Source organism: Streptomyces sp. NPDC037389 (assembly GCF_040636475.1).
Classification (GTDB): Bacteria; Actinomycetota; Actinomycetes; order Streptomycetales; family Streptomycetaceae; genus Streptomyces; species Streptomyces hesseae.
In genome coordinates, this window is sequence record NZ_JBEZUS010000057.1 from 1 (window position 1) to 1,412 (window position 1,412).

The window sequence follows — 1,412 nt, forward strand, 5'->3', positions numbered from 1 at the left end:
CCGTCGGTGACGCGCACCGGCTGGAGGCCTCGGCACTGCCGGACACGTGCAGCCTGGACACCGAGGGCGGGCCCGGCATGGGGGGCGACGGGCCGTTCGGCGGGGACTCGGGACGCAGGCGGCTGCCCCTGGTGCCGGTGGAGAACTTCCACATCCTGCGCAGGCGGCAGACCGCGGACGACGAGAGGGAGGTCTGATCCGATGCCCGGCTTCGAGGTTCTCCACCAGGCGGCGGCGCTCTGTCTGACGTATCCCGACGACGACTTCCGTGCCCGGCTGCCCCTGCTGCGCGAGGCGGCCCCGCAACTGCGCGGTTTCACCGACCACGCGGCGGTGACCGGACAGGACGCGCTCCAGGCGCACTACGTGGAGGTCTTCGACTTCAGGAACCGGCACAGCCTGTACCTGAGCTGGTGGACCGACGGCGACACCCGCAACCGGGGAATGTCCCTGGTCCGCTTCAAGGAGCTGTACCGGCGGCACGGCCTGGAGTTCACCGGGGAGGAGCTGCCGGACTTCCTGCCGGCCGTCCTGGAGTTCGCCTCCCGCACCGGGGACCTGACCATGCTCACCGAGCACCGCGACGCCCTGGACCAGCTCCGCTCCCGCCTCACCGCCTTCGGCACGCCCTACGCGTGCGTCCTGGACGCCGTGTGCGCCACCCTGCCGCCCGCACCGACCGGAGCCCGCCGATGAACGTCTTCCTGTGGGGCGTCCTGCCCTACGCCGCCTTCGCGCTGCTGATCGCGGGCCTGGTCTGGCGGCACCGCTACGACCGCTTCGGCTGGACGACCCGCTCCTCGCAGGTCTACGAGTCCAAGCTGCTCAACATCGCCTCGCCGGTCTTCCACTACGGCATCCTCTTCGTGCTCGCCGGCCACCTGATCGGCCTGTTCGTCCCGGCGTCCTGGACGCGGTCGATCGGCATCGACGAGCACGCCTACCACCTGTTCTCGCTCTACGGCGGCACCCTCGCCGGGGTCCTCGCGGTCGCCGGGATCGCCGTCCTGGTCTACCGGCGCCGCACCAACGCACCGGTCTTCCGCGCCACCACGGCCAACGACAAGCTCATGTACGTCTTCCTCCTCGGCGCCCTGCTGCTGGGCATGATCGCCAAGCTCTCCGACACCTCCGGCAACGGCTACGACTACCGCAGCACCATCGCCCCCTGGGCGCGCAGCCTGTTCACGCTGAACCCGCGGACGGACCTGATGGAGGGCGTGCCGGTGCTGTACCACGTGCACGCGGTGGTCGGGATGGTGCTGATCGCCCTGGTGCCCTACACCCGGCTGGTGCACATGTTCAGCGCGCCCCTGCAGTACCTGACCCGCCCGTACGTGGTCTACCGGTCGCACGACCCCCGGCAGCTGGGGCCGCGCCCGGACCGGCGGGGCTGGGAGCGTGCGGGCTCC

General features: G+C 71.1%; 2 protein-coding genes and 1 pseudogene. All 3 read left to right on the forward strand.

Annotation, left to right across the window (positions count from 1 at the left end; translation table 11 throughout):
* Positions 1 to 197 (forward strand): annotated as a pseudogene (gene narY / locus AB0E98_RS33685) (nitrate reductase subunit beta); the annotation flags it as partial.
* A 4-nt stretch (positions 198 to 201) separates the two neighbouring features.
* Positions 202 to 696: a nitrate reductase molybdenum cofactor assembly chaperone gene (narJ, locus tag AB0E98_RS33690; protein WP_030400979.1), complete on the forward strand. Its 495-nt coding sequence runs from the start codon at positions 202 to 204 to the stop codon at positions 694 to 696.
* The coding region (narI, locus tag AB0E98_RS33695; protein WP_361710295.1) for a respiratory nitrate reductase subunit gamma at positions 693 to 1,412 on the forward strand (720 nt) is incomplete at its 3' end. The genes narJ and narI, both read left to right, overlap by 4 nt.

Bases quoted from the DNA above. Each gene is read 5' to 3' on its own strand.
- narJ (WP_030400979.1), top strand. From the start codon at position 202: ATGCCCGGCTTCGAGGTTCTCCACCAGGCGGCGGCGCTCTGTCTGACG.